Source organism: Aquibacillus sediminis (assembly GCF_005870085.1).
Classification (GTDB): Bacteria; Bacillota; Bacilli; order Bacillales; family Amphibacillaceae; genus Aquibacillus_E; species Aquibacillus_E sediminis.
This window is the reverse complement of sequence record NZ_SZNM01000021.1, coordinates 51,324-65,520: the sequence shown is the minus strand read 5'-3', so window position 1 is coordinate 65,520 and position 14,197 is coordinate 51,324. Positions and strand designations below refer to the sequence as shown.

At 39.6% G+C, this 14,197-nt stretch carries 14 protein-coding genes and 2 other annotated features; of the genes, 4 read left to right on the top strand and 10 right to left on the bottom strand.

All coding sequences use genetic code 11. The features are described from left to right. The first annotated feature begins 527 nt into the window (after window positions 1-527). The 3 genes from FCI53_RS16460 to FCI53_RS16450 all read left to right on the top strand — a co-directional run bounded on the left by FCI53_RS16460 (window position 528) and on the right by FCI53_RS16450 (window position 3,265). Window positions 528-1,097: a hypothetical protein gene (locus FCI53_RS16460; RefSeq protein WP_138420138.1), complete on the top strand. Its 570-nt coding sequence runs from the start codon at window positions 528-530 to the stop codon at window positions 1,095-1,097. A gap of 208 nt (window positions 1,098-1,305) precedes the next feature. After that, a complete protein-coding gene (locus FCI53_RS16455; RefSeq protein WP_138420137.1) occupies window positions 1,306-2,682 on the top strand; it encodes an FAD-dependent oxidoreductase in 1,377 nt (458 codons plus the stop codon). Between the two features lie 199 nt (window positions 2,683-2,881). Further along, window positions 2,882-3,265, top strand: coding sequence for a hypothetical protein (locus FCI53_RS16450; protein ID WP_138420136.1), 384 nt, complete (start codon window positions 2,882-2,884; stop codon window positions 3,263-3,265). Here the strand turns inward: FCI53_RS16450 and trpA are convergent. From trpA to FCI53_RS16400, 10 genes are all read right to left on the bottom strand, one after another. After that, a complete protein-coding gene (trpA, locus tag FCI53_RS16445) occupies window positions 3,225-4,019 on the bottom strand; it encodes a tryptophan synthase subunit alpha (protein WP_138420135.1) in 795 nt (264 codons plus the stop codon). The genes FCI53_RS16450 and trpA overlap by 41 nt on opposite strands. Then, the gene (trpB, locus tag FCI53_RS16440) at window positions 4,012-5,217 is read right to left on the bottom strand and encodes a tryptophan synthase subunit beta (RefSeq protein WP_138420134.1); all 1,206 of its coding nucleotides are present in this window, start codon (window positions 5,215-5,217) and stop codon (window positions 4,012-4,014) included. Before trpB ends, trpA begins: the two co-directional genes overlap by 8 nt. 5 nt (window positions 5,218-5,222) lie before the next feature. Further along, window positions 5,223-5,831 carry a phosphoribosylanthranilate isomerase gene (locus tag FCI53_RS16435; RefSeq protein WP_138420133.1) on the bottom strand — a complete coding sequence of 203 codons (609 nt, stop codon included), beginning with the start codon at window positions 5,829-5,831 and terminating at the stop codon, window positions 5,223-5,225. Window positions 5,832-5,847: 16 nt separating this feature from the next. Further along, window positions 5,848-6,621, bottom strand: coding sequence for an indole-3-glycerol phosphate synthase TrpC (gene trpC / locus FCI53_RS16430; protein ID WP_138420132.1), 774 nt, complete (start codon window positions 6,619-6,621; stop codon window positions 5,848-5,850). Window positions 6,622-6,623: 2 nt separating this feature from the next. Beyond that, entirely contained in the window at window positions 6,624-7,646 is a 1,023-nt protein-coding gene (gene trpD, locus FCI53_RS16425; protein ID WP_138420131.1) for an anthranilate phosphoribosyltransferase, read from the bottom strand. After that, window positions 7,630-8,229 carry an anthranilate synthase component II gene (locus FCI53_RS16420; protein ID WP_138420130.1) on the bottom strand — a complete coding sequence of 200 codons (600 nt, stop codon included), beginning with the start codon at window positions 8,227-8,229 and terminating at the stop codon, window positions 7,630-7,632. The genes trpD and FCI53_RS16420 overlap by 17 nt, the downstream gene beginning before the upstream one ends. Continuing rightward, window positions 8,213-9,622 (bottom strand): anthranilate synthase component I, encoded by a 1,410-nt coding sequence (gene trpE / locus FCI53_RS16415; RefSeq protein ID WP_138420129.1) that lies wholly within the window; start codon window positions 9,620-9,622, stop codon window positions 8,213-8,215. The genes FCI53_RS16420 and trpE overlap by 17 nt, the downstream gene beginning before the upstream one ends. A gap of 132 nt (window positions 9,623-9,754) precedes the next feature. Next, window positions 9,755-9,966: a binding site (T-box leader), on the bottom strand. Between the two features lie 733 nt (window positions 9,967-10,699). Beyond that, window positions 10,700-10,953 (bottom strand) — a binding site (T-box leader). A gap of 416 nt (window positions 10,954-11,369) precedes the next feature. Continuing rightward, window positions 11,370-11,858, bottom strand: a complete 489-nt coding sequence (locus tag FCI53_RS16410) for a C40 family peptidase (protein ID WP_138420128.1) — start codon at window positions 11,856-11,858, stop codon at window positions 11,370-11,372. Window positions 11,859-11,875: 17 nt separating this feature from the next. Next, window positions 11,876-12,985, bottom strand: a complete 1,110-nt coding sequence (locus FCI53_RS16405) for a DEAD/DEAH box helicase (protein WP_138420127.1) — start codon at window positions 12,983-12,985, stop codon at window positions 11,876-11,878. 387 nt (window positions 12,986-13,372) lie between these two features. Continuing rightward, complete coding sequence (locus FCI53_RS16400) at window positions 13,373-13,915, bottom strand: 3-dehydroquinate synthase II domain-containing protein (RefSeq protein ID WP_138420126.1); 543 nt, start codon at window positions 13,913-13,915, stop codon at window positions 13,373-13,375. A 139-nt stretch (window positions 13,916-14,054) separates the two neighbouring features. Here FCI53_RS16400 and FCI53_RS22075 point away from each other — a divergent pair, with 139 nt between their 5' ends. Continuing rightward, a complete protein-coding gene (locus FCI53_RS22075) occupies window positions 14,055-14,180 on the top strand; it encodes a hypothetical protein (protein WP_281279551.1) in 126 nt (41 codons plus the stop codon). Window positions 14,181-14,197: the final 17 nt, after the last annotated feature.

Sequence of the window (14,197 nt, the reverse complement as noted above, 5' to 3'; positions counted from 1 at the left end):
ACTACGAGTCTCTCGAGGAGCACTGCCAGCCTCTGCCTTATGAATAGACCGAACGAAGGAATGTGAGCGCTAGACGCTAAGAGACATGGGAGGGTAAGTCATCATAAGTACAGCAGAGATCCAATGTGCATCACATATATTCAAAAATGCTAATTACTTCCAATTAGCATTAGCGAAGCGTATCTATTGGATGGTAAATTTTTCCACTTAACTTACCCTGGTACTAAAAGTCACTCGAAAAAATTTTGAAAAATAATTTAAAACTGCTACAAGCGTTGATATATCAACTTTTATAGAGGGAGGCTCACCAGCCGCCCGTGGAAAGCGTAGTGTATTTCCGGAGCTCTATATTAGCACTCATTTTATAAGAGCGAGCGAGAACAACATTAGTTACGTCGGATTTTCTTTCAACTACGATTAAAAAAACAACAGACCTTACAAAAAGTCTTTGTGTAACAATTTAGCGAATTAGCATGAAACATGTTAAAATTTTGTATAAATTTAATCTTTAAAGGGAGATATAAAAGGTGAGAAAACAACATTTAATCGTCACCATTAGTGCACTCATTATCATTGTGATTGCCATGGGATGGATTTATCCTTTTTCATTTGTTAGTTTTAACAAATCCTTTACCTATAGTGCTGAGAAAAGTACCATTGATGAATATACTTCAAAACTTGAAGTATTTAAAAACTTGTACAAGACAGATGAGATACAACCGGATGTCACCACTTCCTACATTGGAGAAGAAGAGGTTCAGAATTTATTATCTAATCCTCTGTTCACAACGCCCAATAGAGAAATAATTCATTACAAAGATTTAGAACAATTGCAAAAAAAGATAAATACGTTCCGATTAAAGCTAACCCATTTGGATCGAACATCAATGAATACCTATAATGCCAAAGCACAGCGATACTTATATTTATTACTTGATAATAGTGAATATATGGAAATCCAAGTAGAAAAGATGCTTGATAGTGATTTTAGTACAAAAAGTAATTTGCGCGATGATTTCGAAGAGGTTCATGTGAGTATGATCACAATGATTGAACATTTAACAACCTTTTATCAAGCATATCTTAATGGATCGTGAATCTTTTCGACGGACCTAAGCAAATAAGTAACAAGCCCTCATCCATTAGTGATTGGGGCTTTTTTCTTTTTTTGTGACAGTTATGTGAAATAGGTAACAAATCCTTGTCACTTATTAAACTAAATGGTATAGTAAGTTTATAAAATAAAATTGTGAATGTTTTCACTATAGAATGTGAATAAATGAACTTTATGGAGGCTGATTGAAAATGAAAGTAGCAGTTATTGGATGTACACATGCTGGAACAGCGGCAATTAATAATATGTTGAATTTATACCCTCATGCAGAAATTGATGTTTTTGAAAAAAATGATACGGTATCTTTCCTATCTTGTGGAATTGCACTTTATGTTGGTGGTGTAGTCGAAGATGCGAACGGACTATTTTACGCATCTGTTAAACAATTTGAAGAAAAAGGCGTACGCATGCACATGAAACATGAAGTGACTTCTTGTGATGTAAATCAAAAACAACTAGAGGCTAAAGATTTAAAAACGGGTGTAACCACTGCGTACACATATGATAAATTAATCATTACAACTGGATCATGGCCTGTAACACCACCAATCCCTGGTTCTAATTTAGAAAATGTCCAACTATGTAAAAACTTTGATCATGCCAACGAAATTATTCGTCGCTCTGAAACAGATGATGTACAAAATGTTGTCGTAGTTGGGGCTGGATACATTGGCGTAGAATTAGTAGAGGCTTTTGAAGAGAACGGGAAAAATGTCACACTTATTGATAGTGAAGAACGAATTCTAAACCGCTATTTAGATGATACATTTACCGCTCCCGTTCAAACGACTTTTGAGCAACGAGGAATTAACCTTGCACTTGATCAAACTGTATCTAAGTTTGACGGTAAGGATAGAGTAGAGAAAGTAATCACAGACAAAGGCGAATATAAAGCGGATCTCGTTGTCATGTGTATTGGCTTCAGACCGAACACAACCTTATTCAAGGATCAAGTTGCTATGCTAGACAATGGCGCTATCATTGTAGACGAGTACATGCAGACTAATATAAAAGACGTATATGCTGCAGGTGACTGTTGTGCAGTCAACTATAATGCTACGAAACAACCAGCCTATATTCCTTTAGCAACAAATGCAGTTCGAATGGGGACGTTAGTGGCACACAACTTAGTTCAACCCGTGTTAGCCCACCCTGGAACACAAGGAACTTCTGGACTTAAAATTTATAACCATAACATTGCATCAACAGGATTAACCGAAAGTGCAGCAACATTAGCTGGTTTGGATGTTGATAGTGCCTATATGGAAGACACGTATCGTCCAGAATTCATGCCTGATAATGCTGTCATTCAACTAAAACTTGTATATGAAGTAGGATCCCATCGTATCGTTGGTGCTCAAGTTATATCGGATGCAGACTTTACCCAAGCAATCAACACGATCAGTGTAGGTATTGCAAATGACATGACAATTGAGCAGCTAGCTTTAACGGATTTCTTCTTCCAACCACATTACAATAAACCTGTAAACTTCTTAAACCAAGTAGCGATGGAAGCCATGGCAAAAGAAGCGAAGAAAATTCCTGAGCAAGAAGCTGTTACAGCTTAGTAATAAAAAGAGTGCGGACAGAATGATTTTCGCACTCTTTTATTTTATACTTACCAGTAGTGAATCACATTAGAAAGTTGCTTGAAAGAATCAAGATTCATAATAGTTTCGCATGTAAATTGACTTGCTACACTAAACTATTGTTGTTTCTCTTGTGCGATTAGACATCTTGCTCGTTTGATCGCATATAGTATGTTAAATGCTTTTTTCTCTAGATGCTGCTTATTTAATGATTTTTCTTACATTATCTTACCGTTTTTCGCTCGATTCTGCTTATTTAGCCATTTTTCTTACATCATCTCACCCTTTTTCTCGAGATGCTGCTTATTTAGCCGCTTTTCTTACATCATCTCAACCTTTTTCTCGAGATGCTGCTTATTTAACCGCTTTTCTTACATCATCTCACCGCTTTTCTCGAGATGCTGCTTATTTAGCCGCTTTTCTTACATCATCTCAACCTTTTTCTCGAGATACTGCTTATTTAACCGCTTTTCTATACGATCAAAAACATAAGCGTACAGATAACCCTGTACGCTTTATGATCATGCTTTTGTTTTTTCCGATAGCTTTGCGGACTGAATAAGTGTTCGAATCGCTTCTCGATCCCCTTTATGCAAGGCATCAACGATTCGACTACCAACCACAACTCCGTCACAATGTTCCGTCAAACTTCTAACATGCTCTGGGGTAGACACGCCAAACCCTGCAAGCACTGGTACGGAACACTGGCCCTTTAACGCTTCTAAATGGGCCGCAAGATCGTCTTGAAAAGAATTCCTCGCCCCGGTGGTACCTGTCACCGTTACCGCGTAAAGAAAGCCCTCGGTACGCTCTGCAATTTGTGATAATCGATCCTTAGTACTTGTTAATGCGGCTAAACGGATGAGCGCAATGTCGTTTTTCTGTAGCGCTTCGACAATAAGGCCTTCTTCTTCTAATGGCAAGTCAGGAATAATCAGTCCATCAACCCCAGCAGCATCACAGTCATCAGCAAATTCAGCAACCCCATAGGCATAAATTGGATTAATATAGGTCATTAAAACAACTGGAATCGTTCTTGACTGTTTGGATTGCTGTAATTTTTCCAAAACAGCACGTAAACTCACCCCTTCAGCTAAAGCACGAATACCTGCTTCCTGGATAGTAGGTCCGTCGGCCACTGGATCCGAAAAAGGAATACCTAGCTCTACAACCGTTGCACCACTTTCCTCTAAAAACTGCAACTGTTCATCCAATTGATCCAGCCCGCCATCACCAGCCATGATATAGGGAACAAATGCTTTATCGCCTTTTGCCAACACCTGTTCAAATGCTTGATCCATCTTTTGCTTACCCATTTGCTTTTCCTCCTAACGCATCTCTTACTGTTTGTACGTCCTTATCTCCGCGGCCTGACAAGCAAACAACTAATGTTTCATCCTGGTTCATTTGTTTTGCCAGTTTCATCGTATAAGCAATTGCATGGGCACTCTCAAGCGCAGGAATGATCCCTTCCGTACGTGATAAGACTTGTAAACCTTCTAAAGCCTCTTCATCGGTGATGGAATCATACACAACACGTTCCATCTCTTTAAAATGACTATGTTCTGGTCCGACACCAGGGTAATCTAACCCTGCTGAAATCGAGTGTGCTTCTTGAATTTGGCCATGATCATCCTGTAATAAATAGGTCATCGTACCATGTAAAATACCTTTTTTCCCATCCGTTAAGGTAGCAGCATGCTTACCAGTATCTAAACCAGAACCTCCAGCTTCCACACCGTATAACTTTACATCTTTATCATTTACAAAGGGATAAAACATCCCCATTGCATTACTTCCACCACCAATACATGCAACGACGGCATCAGGAAGTTTCCCCTCTTGGTTTAGCATTTGTTTCTTTGTTTCTTCCCCAATCACACTTTGAAAGTCACGAACGATTTGTGGGAATGGGTGCGGACCAACGACAGAACCAATAATATAATGCGTGTCCTCCACATTGCTAACCCAATAACGAAGCGCCTCATTGACGGCATCTTTCAAGGTACCGCTCCCTTGATCAACACTTTCAACGCGAGCACCTAACAATTCCATTCGAAACACATTGAGTTCTTGGCGGCGAATGTCTTCTTTTCCCATAAAAATGACACATTCAAGTCCAAGTAGCGCACAAACAGTTGCCGTTGCTACCCCATGTTGACCTGCACCTGTTTCAGCTACTACTTTCTGTTTTCCCATTCGCTTCGTTAGTAGTGCTTGGCCTAGTGCATTGTTAATTTTGTGTGCACCGGTATGGTTCAGGTCTTCTCGTTTCAAATAAATCTTCGGCCCACCTAGTTGTTTTGAGAACCGTTCTGCATTATAAAGAGGCGTTTCTCTGCCTACGTAATCTTTTAAATAATCGTTCAACTCATCGATAAACGCCGGGTCGTTGATCGCTTCTTGATATGCTTCTTCTAATTCCAATACAGCCGGCATTAACGTTTCCGGGACAAATCTCCCTCCAAATGAACCGAAATGCCCTTGTGTGTTTGGTTGCTGATAGGTTTCCATCGTTATCACCTTTCTCTCTTCGCCTTTTCGATAAAGGCAACCATTTTGTTTCCGTCCTTTGCACCATCTGTTTCTACTCCACTTGATACATCTACACCAACAGGTTTTACTTCTGCAATTGCTTGTTGGACATTATCTGCATGCAATCCGCCTGCCAATATGATTTTTTCTTCCAATGGGTGGAGGTGTTTGACTAGTCCCCAGTCAAACGCCTCTCCATTGCCCCCGCGGTATTTGCCTGCAGGACTATCTAGTAAATAATATGCACAATTATAATCGTTAACTTTTTCGAGGTCCTCTGCTGTCTTTATTTGAAAGGCTTTTATTACCGGATATGCAAACTGCTGACAAAAAGCTGGGCTTTCATCTCCGTGTAATTGGATATAGTCTAACCCGACTGTATCTGCTATTTCCTTTATGGTCTCTGCGTCCTCATTAACGAACACGCCCACCTTTTTCACGGATGCGGGAATAACACTAGCAATCTCTTTCGCCTGCTCTCGATCTAGCTTTCGCTTACTGTCAGCAAAAACAAACCCGATAAAGTCTGCTCCTGCTTCCACCGCTTGAATGGCTGCTTGTTTGGTTGTAATGCCACAAATTTTCACGTTCATTTGTTATCCCTCCACCTTAAAACGGGATCCTTAATTGGTTAAATGTTTGCTGTAAATCATCGGAACGCATCATCGTTTCGCCGACAAGAATTCCTTTGACTCCCGCTTGCATAATGCGATTGACATCTTCTGTTGTTTTAAAACCACTTTCACTAATAATTAGTGCATCAGGGGTTTCCACCATTGGAACTAACTTTTCGGTAACTGCTAAATCGACATGAAACGTTTTTAAGTCTCGATTATTGATGCCTACAATTTTTGCCCCAATATCATTGGCAATCTGCATTTCTTGTTCGTTGTGTACCTCAAATAACACTTCTAATCCTTTCGTTGTTGCGTACGAATATAAATCTGCTAATCTAGCCGGTGGTAGTGCCGCTGCAATTAGTAGAATCACACTTGCCCCATAATCATAGGCACGATCAATTTGAATCTCATCAACAATAAAATCCTTATTTAAAATTGGGATCTCTACGTTTGCTCGGACGTTTTGCAAATCTTCCATCGTTCCTTTAAAAAATGGTTGATCGGTTAAAACGGATATCGCTCCAGCACCATAGTTCTGATAGCCTTTCGCTTGTGTAGCAGGATCGACCCCTTTGTTAATGACTCCTTTTGATGGGGAAGCACGTTTGATTTCGGCAATGATATTCATATAGTCGGATTCCATAAAAGCTTGATAGAGTGATCTTTTTTCCAGGCGAGTCGCAACCGAACTAGATTGGTAAGTTGATTTTAATACGGCAACCTCTTTCTGTTTTTCTTGTAAAATTTTATCTAATATCGTCATGTTTACACCTCTTGTTTCACCTTATTACTGTAGTCTACTAAATAATTTAATTTATCCAGCGCTGCACCTGAATCAATGCTTTCTTTTGCTTGTTGCACCCCATCTTGAATCGTTTCTGCTTTTCCATTGGCAAAAATACCTAAACCTGCATTTAAAAGTACTGTATCACGATAGGCGCCTTTATCTCCTTTTAACACACTGTGAAGAATGGCAGCATTTTGCTTAGCATCGCCACCCATAATTTGTTCATTATCATAGACAGGTAAGCCCACTTCTTCAGGTGTTAAGGTAAATTGCATTAATTCACCACGCTCCAGTAAGACAAAATGATTTTCCCCAGCTAATGAGGCTTCATCCATGTAGCCTGCACCATTCACAATTAAGGCGCGCTTGCGTCCTAGCTGGTGAAGCACATTGGCCATTCGTTCTAACATGTCACGACGATTAATACCAAGCATTTGTGTCGTTAGTTCAACAGGATTTGTTAGCGGACCAATATAATTAAACACGGTTGGAACGCGTAAATCTTGCCTTACTTTCATCATCCGTTTTAATGCTGGATGGACATGTGGTGCAAATAAAAAGGCGATATCATTTTCTTTTAATGCTTGATGAATTTGTTCGGCATCTAACGACAACGATACCCCTAAGTGCTCAAGCACGTCTGCACTTCCTGTTTTACTTGTAATACTCCTGTTCCCATGCTTAGCAACGGTGATGCCAGCACCGGCCATGACAAAAGCGGATGTAGTACTAATATTAAAACTATTGGAACGATCTCCACCTGTTCCACAATTATCGATCACGCCTGGTAGTGTTGTTGGAAAACTCAATGATTTTTCACGAATGACATTGACTAGACCTGCAATCTCTTCTGCTGCTTCGCCCTTCATTTGTAAACCTGTCAAAAAGGCACCAATTTCCGTATCTGACGTTTGTTCATGAAACATGACTCGAGTTGCTTCTTCCATCTCCCCAATAGTTAATGATTCCTTAGCGATTACTTTCTCAAGAAATTGTTTCATAAGTCTTCTCCTCCTCGATGATTGTGAAATAGTTTTTTAATATCTGTTTTCCTTCCTCCGTCCCTATGGATTCTGGATGAAACTGCAATCCATAAAGTGGTAGTGTCCGATGTTTAACCGCCATGATCGCTTGATCATCTGTTGATGTTGCGATTACCTCTAATTCAGCCGGAACATCTCGATCACCAATAATTAACGAGTGATAGCGCATCACCTCAATTGGTTGTTGAAGCTGATTAAATATACTGTCCTGCCGATGCGCTAAGGTAGAAGTTTTGCCGTGTTTAATCGTTTCGGCATGTGCAATTGTTGCTCCATACGCCGCCCCAATCGCCTGGTGTCCTAAACAAATACCAAGAATCGGAAACTCCGTCGCAAGTTCACGAACGACTTCGATACAGATACCCGCATCCTGTGGTGTCCCAGGACCTGGTGACAGAATAATTGCTTCTGGACTTAGTTCACGGATTTCCTCTAATGTGATTTTATTGTTTCGTACGACCTTTACTTGTTTGCCTAATTCCGATACATATTGAAACAAGTTATACGTGAATGAATCATAATTATCAATCAACAAGATCATGACTGTTCACCTCCAGTAGTGATTTGGCTTTATTTAACGTTTCTTGGTATTCACTAGCTGGATCTGAATCGTAGACAACCCCTGCTCCCGCTTGCACGTATGCACTTTTTCCTTTTATAACGAGCGTTCGAATTGCTAAAGCTAAATCGATATCGCCATTCATATTGATATAGCCAATCGCCCCTGCATAGGCACCTCGTTTTTTCTGTTCGAGGTCATTAATAATTTGCATGGCGCGGATTTTTGGTGCTCCCGAAACCGTCCCAGCTGGCAAGGTAGAAATCAGCGCATCAATGCCGTTGTAATCTTCTGACAACTGCCCTTGTACCTCTGATACGATGTGCATGACATGTTGATACCGTTCAATCGTCATATACTTCGGAATCGTAATGGATCCTATTTCACAAACCCTACCCAGATCATTCCGGCTTAAATCAACTAGCATTTTATGTTCGGCCAATTCTTTTTCATCTGCAAGTAGTTCTGTTGCTAACTGTTCATCCTTTTGACTTGTTTTTCCACGTGGCCTTGTGCCAGCAATTGGGTTGGTTATCACTTGTTTTCCGTTCGTTTTTATTAAACTTTCTGGCGAAGCTCCCAATACAATATAATCTTCAAAATCAACATAAAACATATATGGGGACGGATTCGCGCGTCGAAGGCTTCGATAGAAACTAAATGGATCTGTATCAAAATCAGCCTTCATTCGTTGCGACAAGACAACTTGAAAAATATCCCCATCAACAATATGCTGTTTTGCCTTTTCCACCATGGTCATAAATGTTTCCTTATCAATCGATGGTTCAAAGGAAATATTGGGTTGGTGGTGGTCTTCCATAACTAGTGTCGCAATGTCCATTTTAACCGTTTTTAAACTTTCCTCCATCTGCTCGTCTGTACGCTTTCCTGTTAAATTAATCGCTAGTACTGTCACGGTTTGCCGCAGATGATCAAACACAATCACATCTTGATAACACATTAAATGGACATCAGGCATCTCAATTTCATCTTCATTTAACACACCAATATCCTCATACTGACGGATTGCATCGTAACCGATATAGCCAACCGCTCCACCATAAAATGCAAACGGTAATGGCAACTCCTCATTTGGGATATGTTTTTTTAAAATTTCTAATGGTTTGCCTTGTTCCACAACTGTCTGCTCTTCATGTACATCACGTACTTTTGTTTCCCTTTCCGTTCCAATGATCTCTTTGTACGGATTTAAACCAATGAATGAATAACGACCTTTTTCATCGTGTTTTACAGAGCTTTCTAATAAAAATTTCTTCTTGCCCTGCAGTCGATTAAACACAGAAATTGGTGTTAACGTATCACCATTCAATTGAATGCTCTTATAACGAACCGTCGAACATGTAGATTGTGCCATTCTCCACTCTCCTTTACTCATGCTTCCTTCCTAATTAAACTCAACTCAACTTTACTTTGACAGGGAAAATTCCCCCTAGGGCAATCTACTAAAAAAACCCTATAAAAACAGAGCAATCATTGATCTGCTTTTATAGGGGACGGTTCTGTCACCGCGGTGCCACCACTATTTGAAGGATTGTTCCTTCCACTCTATCCCGATAACGGAGGAAACCGAATCTCCCTACTGCAAGTTCAGGAGACCACTCATAAGTCCATTCCGCTTACTTATCATACTGGCATTCCAGCACCACCAGCTCTCTGTTATGACACAGTAAGCGTACTACTCTTAGTCGTTGATTTGTTTGTATTTTATTTTAGCTTGAGGTTGTGCATATAAGCTGTATTATACGAATCACTTTCAACTTCCTTTAAAGGATGAGTGCTAATAGATCGCTACGGAAATACACTACGCTTTCCTGTGGGGGGCTGGTGAGCTCGGGCCAACACGATGTTGGTCACGTAGGCGTTGCCACAGGACGTGGCGATCTTAGCCTTCGCTCCTTACCAATCACTGCGGGGTCTCACCGATGATAAATTAAGGATCACAGGCTAAAACCGTCCTTGTCGGACAACGCCTGCATAACCCTTGCCGGGCCTCGGGAGTCTCCGTGTATTTCCTCCGCTTTTTCCAGTAATCTGAAGTTTGATAGTGCTTTGCTTAAAAAATCATATAATATAAAATTATCTATGTTAATTGGCATGTTGTAACATAACCTTGCAGTAAATTCGTTACTTTTGAATTTATAAAGTTTAACACCTATTACTCATCAGAAAACTTATATCAGCGTAGGCAGAATACGGAGACTCCTATGGGAACAGCACGAGCTGAAGATCCACTTGGTAAAGTGGTTTTCTTTACCAAGTTAGCTGAAGCCGTGCCCATGGAAAGCGGAGTATTCTGCCGAAGCGAGAGTATAACACTCATTTCAATCAGAATGAAAGAAAGTAAAGTTAATGCATATAATACAGCTTATATGCATTAACAGTAATTTATAGACCTAAAATGAACAGCAATACAAAAAGGGTTTCCGCATCCGAAAAGGACGAGGAAACCCGTGGTACCACCTTTGTTAGCCATATCAATAACAGCTCACTTTAGCAGTATCAAGCTCTTACACTTAATACCTGTCTCAGATAACGATGAGACCGTTCGCCAAAGCCTACTGTTTTGTTTAAAAGTTCGGTTTGGGGCTCAGAAGTCCATTCACTCACATTCTCACGCTGGTTCACACCACCCACCAGCTCTCTTTAGTGATTTTATGAGTTACTACTCTTCATCATAGCCAAAAAGTTTTTTTGATGTTGCTTAATATCTTAGTACTTTGGGTACTATTTGTCAACACTAATTTATAGATTTATTTAAATTTTCTAAATACTAGCTTTGTTAGGTATGTGTATCATCTTATTTTTGCAGTTGCTTATGTTGAACATTTTAAAGGTAGACGTTGCTAGAAACTCCGATCTAACTTTTATATGTCGCCTCCCCTTTAATCACAAAGTTTTAAATAAGCGACATAAAATTAGAGGGAGAGGTGTTTTGGTGTCGTGAATCCCTTAGATGCGACATGAAATCTCAGGGTAATTGATTTTCGTGTCGTAAACACTTTAAATGCGACTCGAAATCTAAGGGAGCAGAAGTTTTTAAGATCTGTAATTGAAAAACGCAAACTACTAAACCTATAATAAACATTTTTAAGAAATCGACATCACAACTCCACCTTCGCAACTACTTGCAAATTCCAAGAGTATTTTATATTGGCCGGGTAAACCCACCGTTTCCTTTTGTCTGTTAGCTTGCGGCTAGTGATATCCCAACTTTGGGCATACCAAAATGCTTGCCACACAAACTTGGAACAATAATTATGAGAAACATTGTTTAATTTCGGATCAAATAGATAACGTTTTACATAAGGAATATTGTTTTGTGCCCACATTGCTGCTTCTTCTGCTCCAACTCTCGGGCGAAAAACGGTTAGCGTTCCTCCGAATTTATGTCGAGACAAATAGGCTCGTAACGATTCAGCAAAGCCCCCTCGTGGATGTGAATGGTAAATTAACAAATCAGGTCCAACAATACCTACATGCCCTACTAAAAAAGTTGACCAACCTTTGGATGAATAAAGAATATCCCCAGGCACTATTGGCTCATTTGTCTGGGGATAGTTGTTTGCTGTTTTTTGGGTAGTATATGCCATACACTCTCTACCTCACATTAAATTTCTTTTCGATTAATTTTACGCTTGATTCCCTTTTCAATTATTTTTATATATTGACTATCTTTGGAAGCAACAAATGTGATCGCAATTCCATCACCACCAGCACGGCCAGTCCGACCAATCCGGTGAATATAGCTTTCTACATCATGTGGAATATCATAGTTGATTACATGCGTAACCCCTTCTACATCTAACCCTCTAGCCGCCACATCGGTCGCAACTAAATACTGTGTTTTCATCTCTCTGAACCGTTTCATCGCCTTTTCCCGTTTAGCTTGGGATAAATCCCCATGAAGTTCATCCGTTTCGTACCCATGTTGCTGTAAAGCCTGATTTAACTTAATTGCTCTCCGTTTTGTCCGGCAAAAGATAATCGCTAAAAATGGGCGGAATTGATCTAATACACGCATTAATTTTTCCTGTTTCTCACGGTCTGTTGTTTCAATCACGATTTGTTTCACGTCATCAACCGTAATATTATTGCCTTTGACTCGAATATCTTTAGGGTGATCCATATAGTTTTTCGCCAATGCCCTTACCTCATTTGGCATAGTAGCCGAGAACAATAATGTCTGCCGCTTTGTCGGCAGCTGTTCGATTACTGTTTCTACCTCTGGCAAAAAGCCCATATGTAACATTTGGTCCGCCTCATCAAGAACAAACATCGACACTTCTGATAAACGAATTGTTTCTCTTCGCAAATGATCCAATAACCGCCCTGGGGTGGCAACAACAACTTGGACATTTCGTTTCAATTTCTTTAACTGCCCCTCAATGTCCTGGCCACCATATACGGCCAAAGTATGAATATTCCCCGTTGGTTCTGTTAATTTGTTTAGTTCCTTCGTAATTTGTAAAGCAAGCTCTCTAGTTGGTGTGAGAATTAGTGCTTGAATATTCGGATTACTTTCGTCTATTTGCTCAACTATTGGTAATAAAAACGCTAGTGTTTTACCTGTACCTGTTTGTGCTTGTCCAATTATATCTTGTTTGTTTAATACTACTGGAATTGCTTTTTCTTGAATTGGGGTTGGTTGATATACACCATTTTCATGTAAAAGATCGACCCATTCTTGTCTAATTCCAATTGATGAAAAATCAGTCATTGTCTCACCTTTTTCTTTAAGCTGTATTCTTACTTTTTTATTCCCGTATTTCAGCTGTACTCACACTTTGCTTTCCCAAAGGAGGCTTCGGATATGCAGGGTTGATGATTGTTTATTGTTTTACGGTTTTTGCATAGTACATTTGGGATGACTTTAAGCTAGATATGCATGCTTATTTCGTTTTCGTCTATATCTATAGGATATTTAGGCTCTATTATGCACGTTTCTCTCGTTTTCGTGCACATCTAGCTAGCTTTTCGGCTCTAATATGCACATTTCTTCCTTTTTCGTGCACATCCACCGATCATTTCGGCTCTATTGTATGTGCATCCCTTATGTTTTCGTAGAAGTTATAGCATTCCGATTACATCCCCTGTCACAAACCCATCAATACTCCTCTATCTCTTCTTCTATTTTCTCTCCTAAGTGACGTCCTGGTTCATCAGGAATCGCCATGATCTGGTCACCAACTTCAAGGTCAACGACTGCTTTTGCCTTACCTTGTTCTGTTAGCACATGAACGCTATCGGATTCCTGCAATGTTGCTGAAATCTGTCCAGTTTCTGTTTGACAAACTACACGAATAAACTTTCTTTTTTCAACTTTTACTCGTCCAACAGTGACCTTGCGAATTTGGTTATCTTTTAAAATCGGTACTTCCATTCCTGGTTTTACTTCAGATAAGTATGTAGTTTTGTTTTCCCCAAACGAAATATATTGATGAATGGCACCACCGTTGATTCGAAAAGGTCTTGCAGGGTACGTTTCAGTCGCGCGATTTTCTGATAATACGATTAAATAACCATGACCAGTGTTGCCGACTGCGATTCCTTCTAACGGATCTAATGTATCAATCATATCTAAACATACACGTGTTCCAAGACCTACTCGTTCAATTGCAACAACTTCGGCTATCATTGACTGTAGCATGTAATCCCTCCTATGCATAATCTATATTATCCCATAGAATTTTTTAAGAAACGAATAATTTGTAAACATTTTCCTATATTATTCATAGTAGAATTCCTTTACAATGAAATATAGATTTCACAAACAGGAGGCGGCTTCTTTGAGGAAATTATTAGTTGTATTATTTCTGTTATTAATTACAACCTTTAGTATAATTGGCTATTTAGATACCTCACAGCCTGATAATGTTCAATCACCAGCAAATAATATGGAGATCGTAAATTAAAAAACGTGGAAAGCGCG

Bases quoted from the DNA above. Each gene is read 5' to 3' on its own strand.
- FCI53_RS16455 (WP_138420137.1), top strand. From the start codon at position 1,306: ATGAAAGTAGCAGTTATTGGATGTACACATGCTGGAACAGCGGCAATT.
- FCI53_RS16450 (WP_138420136.1), top strand. From the start codon at position 2,882: ATGCTTTTTTCTCTAGATGCTGCTTATTTAATGATTTTTCTTACATTA.
- trpA (WP_138420135.1), bottom strand. From the start codon at position 4,019: ATGGGTAAGCAAAAGATGGATCAAGCATTTGAACAGGTGTTGGCAAAA.
- trpB (WP_138420134.1), bottom strand. From the start codon at position 5,217: ATGGAAACCTATCAGCAACCAAACACACAAGGGCATTTCGGTTCATTT.
- FCI53_RS16435 (WP_138420133.1), bottom strand. From the start codon at position 5,831: ATGAACGTGAAAATTTGTGGCATTACAACCAAACAAGCAGCCATTCAA.
- trpC (WP_138420132.1), bottom strand. From the start codon at position 6,621: ATGACGATATTAGATAAAATTTTACAAGAAAAACAGAAAGAGGTTGCC.
- trpD (WP_138420131.1), bottom strand. From the start codon at position 7,646: ATGAAACAATTTCTTGAGAAAGTAATCGCTAAGGAATCATTAACTATT.
- FCI53_RS16420 (WP_138420130.1), bottom strand. From the start codon at position 8,229: ATGATCTTGTTGATTGATAATTATGATTCATTCACGTATAACTTGTTT.
- trpE (WP_138420129.1), bottom strand. From the start codon at position 9,622: ATGGCACAATCTACATGTTCGACGGTTCGTTATAAGAGCATTCAATTG.
- FCI53_RS16410 (WP_138420128.1), bottom strand. From the start codon at position 11,858: ATGGCATATACTACCCAAAAAACAGCAAACAACTATCCCCAGACAAAT.
- FCI53_RS16405 (WP_138420127.1), bottom strand. From the start codon at position 12,985: ATGACTGATTTTTCATCAATTGGAATTAGACAAGAATGGGTCGATCTT.
- FCI53_RS16400 (WP_138420126.1), bottom strand. From the start codon at position 13,915: ATGCTACAGTCAATGATAGCCGAAGTTGTTGCAATTGAACGAGTAGGT.